At 41.6% G+C, this 4,971-nt stretch carries 6 protein-coding genes; all 6 read right to left on the bottom strand.

Annotated elements, in window-relative coordinates:
• Positions 1–301: 301 nt before the first annotated feature.
• Positions 302–553, bottom strand: coding sequence for a hypothetical protein (locus tag O9332_RS25655; protein WP_002763128.1), 252 nt, complete (start codon positions 551–553; stop codon positions 302–304).
• Between the two features lie 269 nt (positions 554–822).
• Positions 823–1,308 (bottom strand): crossover junction endodeoxyribonuclease RuvC, encoded by a 486-nt coding sequence (locus O9332_RS25650; RefSeq protein WP_002763127.1) that lies wholly within the window; start codon positions 1,306–1,308, stop codon positions 823–825.
• 3 nt (positions 1,309–1,311) lie between these two features.
• On the bottom strand, positions 1,312–2,415 hold the full coding sequence (gene wecB / locus O9332_RS25645; RefSeq protein WP_002763125.1) for a non-hydrolyzing UDP-N-acetylglucosamine 2-epimerase: 1,104 nt from the start codon (positions 2,413–2,415) through the stop codon (positions 1,312–1,314).
• 7 nt (positions 2,416–2,422) lie between these two features.
• Positions 2,423–2,614, bottom strand: coding sequence for a hypothetical protein (locus O9332_RS25640; RefSeq protein ID WP_071825132.1), 192 nt, complete (start codon positions 2,612–2,614; stop codon positions 2,423–2,425).
• Between the two features lie 49 nt (positions 2,615–2,663).
• Entirely contained in the window at positions 2,664–3,995 is a 1,332-nt protein-coding gene (locus O9332_RS25635) for an MlaD family protein (RefSeq protein WP_002763123.1), read from the bottom strand.
• A gap of 46 nt (positions 3,996–4,041) precedes the next feature.
• Positions 4,042–4,824, bottom strand: coding sequence for an ABC transporter ATP-binding protein (locus tag O9332_RS25630; RefSeq protein WP_002763121.1), 783 nt, complete (start codon positions 4,822–4,824; stop codon positions 4,042–4,044).
• Positions 4,825–4,971 lie beyond the last annotated feature (147 nt).

The raw sequence follows: 4,971 nt of genomic DNA, 5'->3' as shown, positions 1-4,971 counted from the left end.
GTCAGTTACCTAATTTTCAGGGAAAAAGTACCTGAATTTTACCCCCGATCCCTCCAATGGTCGGCACTTTTTGAGGTCAAAAAAGTCTAAAAGCCTTATCCAACAAGGTTTTTAGATTTATTCAGCAAGCCCTAGTTAAAGCGTCAAGTACAATTTCTTGGGCTTCCTTGGGAAACTTTTGAAAATCTTTCCGTGCCGCTTTAATCCAAGATATAGGACGGGTATTACGCATTCGCTTATGGTGATATAACTGATACCACCGGTCAAGCCCCATTATACCTAAAGACCATCAATTTGATGCTTATCGAGGGTCATAACTCCCTTTATAGGTTGTAAAAATTTGATAACCAGGTAAAACTAAGCTGATACCCGCAAAACTATGTATTGTTCCTGGATAACTTTCTTCTGCATCACTACCCCCCAATCGCCAACAAAAAGAACCCAACCAAATATAAAAGCCTGTAATCAGTGCGTCCATCGAATAGGCAATATGCTTTAACTGAGGGTTAACTTCGTTTGATGATCCCTTTTTTTGAGAAACTTTTATTTTCATTTATTTTCATTATTTTAAACTTATACTCATTTAAGAACTATACCATATTTTTATTAGCATTGACGATGACAATTATCACAATTCCACACTTAAACCCTTTGGTGCGATCGCTGATATGGTAGGTTGGGTTGAGGAAGGAAACCCAACGCTAATCAAAGATATTTGAAGGCCTTATTATCTTCAACCGTCCCATCGAACTAAGATAGTGCAAGCTTAAAGATGGCTTTTAGTTGTCAGCTAAATTTTTGCGCCAATTTCGTCAAATTGCTTCAAGAGATTTGATTGCGAACGCCACTGAAAGCAGCGTATGCGATCGCTATAGCATCTACAGCATCATTAATGGGCATTTTTGTCAATCCGAATAAATACTTAATTTGTTCGGCCACCTCCGCTTTAGTGGCCCTACCATGGCCGAGATGACATTTCCAACTAGCTTGATGGAGGAAAATCGGTTCAATTCCTCCATCGCGACAGCTAACCAGATTGATAATTCCCAATGCTTGCAGGACTCCACCAGCTGCCTTGATTTGCCGGTTAAAAAAGGGCATTTCCACGGCAATTTCCCCCGGTTTATATTCTGCGATTAACTCCTTTAAATCCCGTTCAATTTCGATCAAACGCTGGGCAGTAGAAAGATTTTTAGAAGTTTCGATCGTGCCGTAATCGACTAAAATCGGCATTAACTCACTATTATCCCGGAGAATAGCCCAACCGACAATCGCTAATCCGGGGTCGATACCCAACCAAGTAGTCATAGATTAAGCCAAAAAATCTTGGACGATTTGGAGGATTCTTTGGGATGCTTGTCCATCTCCAAAAGGATTAATTGCATTAGCCATACGATCATAGGCGATTTTATCCCCTAATAATTCTCCCGCTTCTGCTAAAATTTGCTCCGGATTAGTCCCAATTAATTTCGCTGTTCCCGCTTGCACTGCTTCCGGTCTTTCTGTGGTTTCTCGCAATACTAAAACTGGTTTTCCTAAACTAGGGGCTTCTTCTTGAATGCCCCCAGAATCAGTTAATAATAAATAACAGCGTTGAATCGCCCCCACTAACTCGGCATAATCGAGAGGTTCAGTTAAAAATACCCTGGGATGATTGCCCAAAGCGGACTGAATTGGTTCTCGGACGGTGGGATTGCGATGCAGGGGTAATAATAGGGCTGTATCGGCATATTTTTCTAATAACAAAGTGAATCCTTTGATAATATCCTGTAAGGGTTCGCCCCAATTTTCCCGGCGGTGAACCGTGGCTAATAAAACCCGATAATCTGACCAATTTAGGCCCGCAATTTGACATTCTGGCGCGGTTTTGGCTACGGTTAATAAAGCATCAATAACCGTATTGCCGGTGTGGTGAATATTTCCTGTCACCCCAGATTTTTGTAAATTTTCTACGGCTAAAGTTGTGGGAGCAAAATGTAGGGTAGTCAGTTGAGAAATTAGGCGACGATTAGCTTCTTCGGGATAGGGATTATAGATATCATTCGTTCTTAATCCGGCTTCCACATGGGCGATGGGAATTTGTTGATAAAAAGCCGCTAAAGCAGCAGCAAAAGCAGTAGTAGTATCACCTTGCACAATAATTAAATCTGGTTTTATGCGCTCAAAAACTGTTTCTAAACCGCGTAAACTGCGGCAAGTAATATCAGTTAAGGTTTGACGGGTTTGCATAATATCCAGATTTTCATCTGCTTTTAAAGCAAATAATTCCATCACCTGCGCTACCATTTCTTTATGCTGTCCCGTCAGAATTACATGGGTTTGAAACTGTTCCGATTCTTGAAAAGCACGAATAACGGGAGCTAATTTAATCGCTTCGGGACGAGTTCCAAGAGTAATACAAATTGATTTCGACATATTATTATCAGTTATCAGTTATTTTAGCCGTCAGGAGACAGGAGACAGGAGACAGGAGATAGGAGATAGGAGACAGGAGACAGGAGACAGGAGATAGGAGATAGGAGATAGGAGACAGGAGACAGGAGACAGGAGACAGGAGACAGGAGACAGGAGACAGGAGATTATTTTTATTTATTCTCCCTAATTCATAATTCATAATTCACAATTCATAATTCATAATCTATCGCTTGAATTGTGCTGTTTTGTCATTTTTCACTGGTGGGAGGTTGTTGAACGATAAATTGGGGATAGAGTTGCATTTGCTGAGGATTTAAAGGTCGAGAGATGGTCAAAACTTTTTGTTTGGCTAACTCTTGAGTCATGGTATCTAAAGTTTGAGCGATACGCAAATTATATTCTAATTGTTCGCCAGAAGAAAGCAAATTACTTAAGCCATCAATTAAACGTCTTAAATTCTCGCGAAATTGGGGATCACCGATTAACTCATCGATATCGGAGGTGATTTTTTGAGTATTTTCAAAAGTCACCCTAGCGGATTCGAGAGTTTTTTGCAGTACGACAATTGTAGCAGGATCGTTAATAGTTTTAGTAATTTCTCGTAAATTATTCGATGTTTCCACCGCATTATTCAAAATAGTCTCGATATTTTGCATGACTTGTTTAGTATCAATTTCATCTAAACCTGCATTCAACCTCATGGCGGTATTATTGAGATTATTAGCGAGACTACCAATACCTAAACTAGCTTGATTAATATTATCGAGAGTATTAACAATTTGTCCCCGATTTTCGCTGAGAACAGCATTGAGATTAGCGACTAATTGGGAAGATTGTTGAAAAGTTCTGCTGATTTGACTGCGATTTTCCTGAACGGTATTATCTAAAGTATTGACAAAACGGGAGGCATTATTAGCTGTATTAGTCACCGAGCGACTGGTGGTAGCTAATTCCAAAGATAGACGAGAGATTTCTCTTTGGGCATTACGGATAGTCTGGGAGGTATCATCGGATAAACGGGCGATTTTTTGAGCTGCTATAGCGGTATTTTTGGTGACATCATTGAGATTACCCACAAATTCAGGACTGGTAAAAGTATCCACTAAACGACCAACACTAGACATTAATTGTGTTCCTGTTGTCCCCTGTAAACGAGTATTATTACAGAGAATTAGCTGTTGATCACAGTCGGGACTCAGAGGGTCGAGATTTTTGGACTCAGCACTTAAAGAAACTAAGGGAGTGATATCGATGGCTGCCTCCCCAATTAATCCGGAAAGATTGGTAGTAACAGTTACCTTCCTAGGCATAACTAAGGTAGCAGAAGCAATCTCGGCAATAACTTCCACTTGATTACTCCCCGGGATAAAACTCGTAATTCTTCCCACTCTCACCCCGCGAAAACGCACCGGCGCCCCGACTTGTAACCCTTCCACGTCGGCAAACTCGAAGATTAATTGATAGGTTTTCTGACCAAATCCCCCCCCCCGAACCCAGATAGCGAGCGCCCCAAAGACTAATAATCCGCCTAGAGCAAACAAACCTAGTCTTCCTTCCCGTAAAGCTCGCGAACTCTGCATGATTTTTCTCTCATTCTCGATAGTTCTTAATTTAGCTTAATCTAGCTTAAACGATTGTCCTAATCGGGCCTTCAATGCTGGCGCTAAAAAATTGCCGGATCATGGGATGATCGGTACGATCGATATCTGCCACTAATCCCTGCCATTGCACTTTTCCCTGATAGAGAAATACTACTCGATCGGCGGTGCGTCGGATGGTGCTTTGTTGGTGAGAAACCATCACATAAGTGTTCGCAGACCCCGATTTTTCATGGAGAGTCCGCACTAGATCCTCGATAATTGTGGAAGCTATCGGGTCTAATCCGGCGGTAGGTTCATCATACAGCAGTAATTCAGGATTATCGGCGGGATTATCGGGATTAGTGATAATAGCGCGGGCAAAAGCCACCCGTTTACGCATTCCCCCCGATAGTTCCGAAGGATAAAGGTTACTAATTCCCTGTAAACCGACCATTTCCAAGCTTTTTTCCACTAATTCCCTAATTCTGGCTTTTTTTAAATTAGTTTGTTCATAAAGATAAAAACCGACATTTTCCCCGACGGTGAGAGAATCAAACAGGGCCGTTTGTTGAAAAACTAAGGAAGTTCGCATCGCTTCTCGACCATCTTCTAGCAATCCCTGACGCAATTGACCTTTAATACGAATTTCTCCAGCATTTATCCCCGTTAATCCCGCAATTAACCGTAAAACCGTTGATTTTCCCGTTCCCGACGGCCCGATAATTACCAGGGCCTCCCCTCGATAAATGGTTAAATCTAAACCTTCGAGAATAACATTATCCCCGAATCTTTTCGATACTCCTCTCAATTCAATTAACGGTTCTTTCATCGTCGCTTAATTAGGGTTTGCTGAAAAAGTTTTTCCTAGGGGCAGGGTGTAGGGTGTGGGGTGTGGGGTGTGGGGTTTTACCGATTTTGAGGGGGTCAATTACCTAATTTTCAGGGAAAAAGTCCCTGAATTTCCCCCTGATCACTC

Origin of the sequence: Microcystis sp. LE19-10.1B, assembly GCF_027530565.1 — a bacterium.
Lineage (GTDB): Bacteria > Cyanobacteriota > Cyanobacteriia > Cyanobacteriales > Microcystaceae > Microcystis > Microcystis aeruginosa.
The sequence above is the reverse complement of the archived record's forward strand: the minus strand, read 5'-3'. Positions and strand labels throughout refer to the sequence as shown.

Bases quoted from the DNA above. Each gene is read 5' to 3' on its own strand.
- wecB (WP_002763125.1), bottom strand. From the start codon at position 2,415: ATGTCGAAATCAATTTGTATTACTCTTGGAACTCGTCCCGAAGCGATT.
- O9332_RS25655 (WP_002763128.1), bottom strand. From the start codon at position 553: ATGAAAATAAAAGTTTCTCAAAAAAAGGGATCATCAAACGAAGTTAAC.
- O9332_RS25630 (WP_002763121.1), bottom strand. From the start codon at position 4,824: ATGAAAGAACCGTTAATTGAATTGAGAGGAGTATCGAAAAGATTCGGG.
- O9332_RS25650 (WP_002763127.1), bottom strand. From the start codon at position 1,308: ATGACTACTTGGTTGGGTATCGACCCCGGATTAGCGATTGTCGGTTGG.
- O9332_RS25640 (WP_071825132.1), bottom strand. From the start codon at position 2,614: ATGAATTATGAATTAGGGAGAATAAATAAAAATAATCTCCTGTCTCCT.
- O9332_RS25635 (WP_002763123.1), bottom strand. From the start codon at position 3,995: ATGCAGAGTTCGCGAGCTTTACGGGAAGGAAGACTAGGTTTGTTTGCT.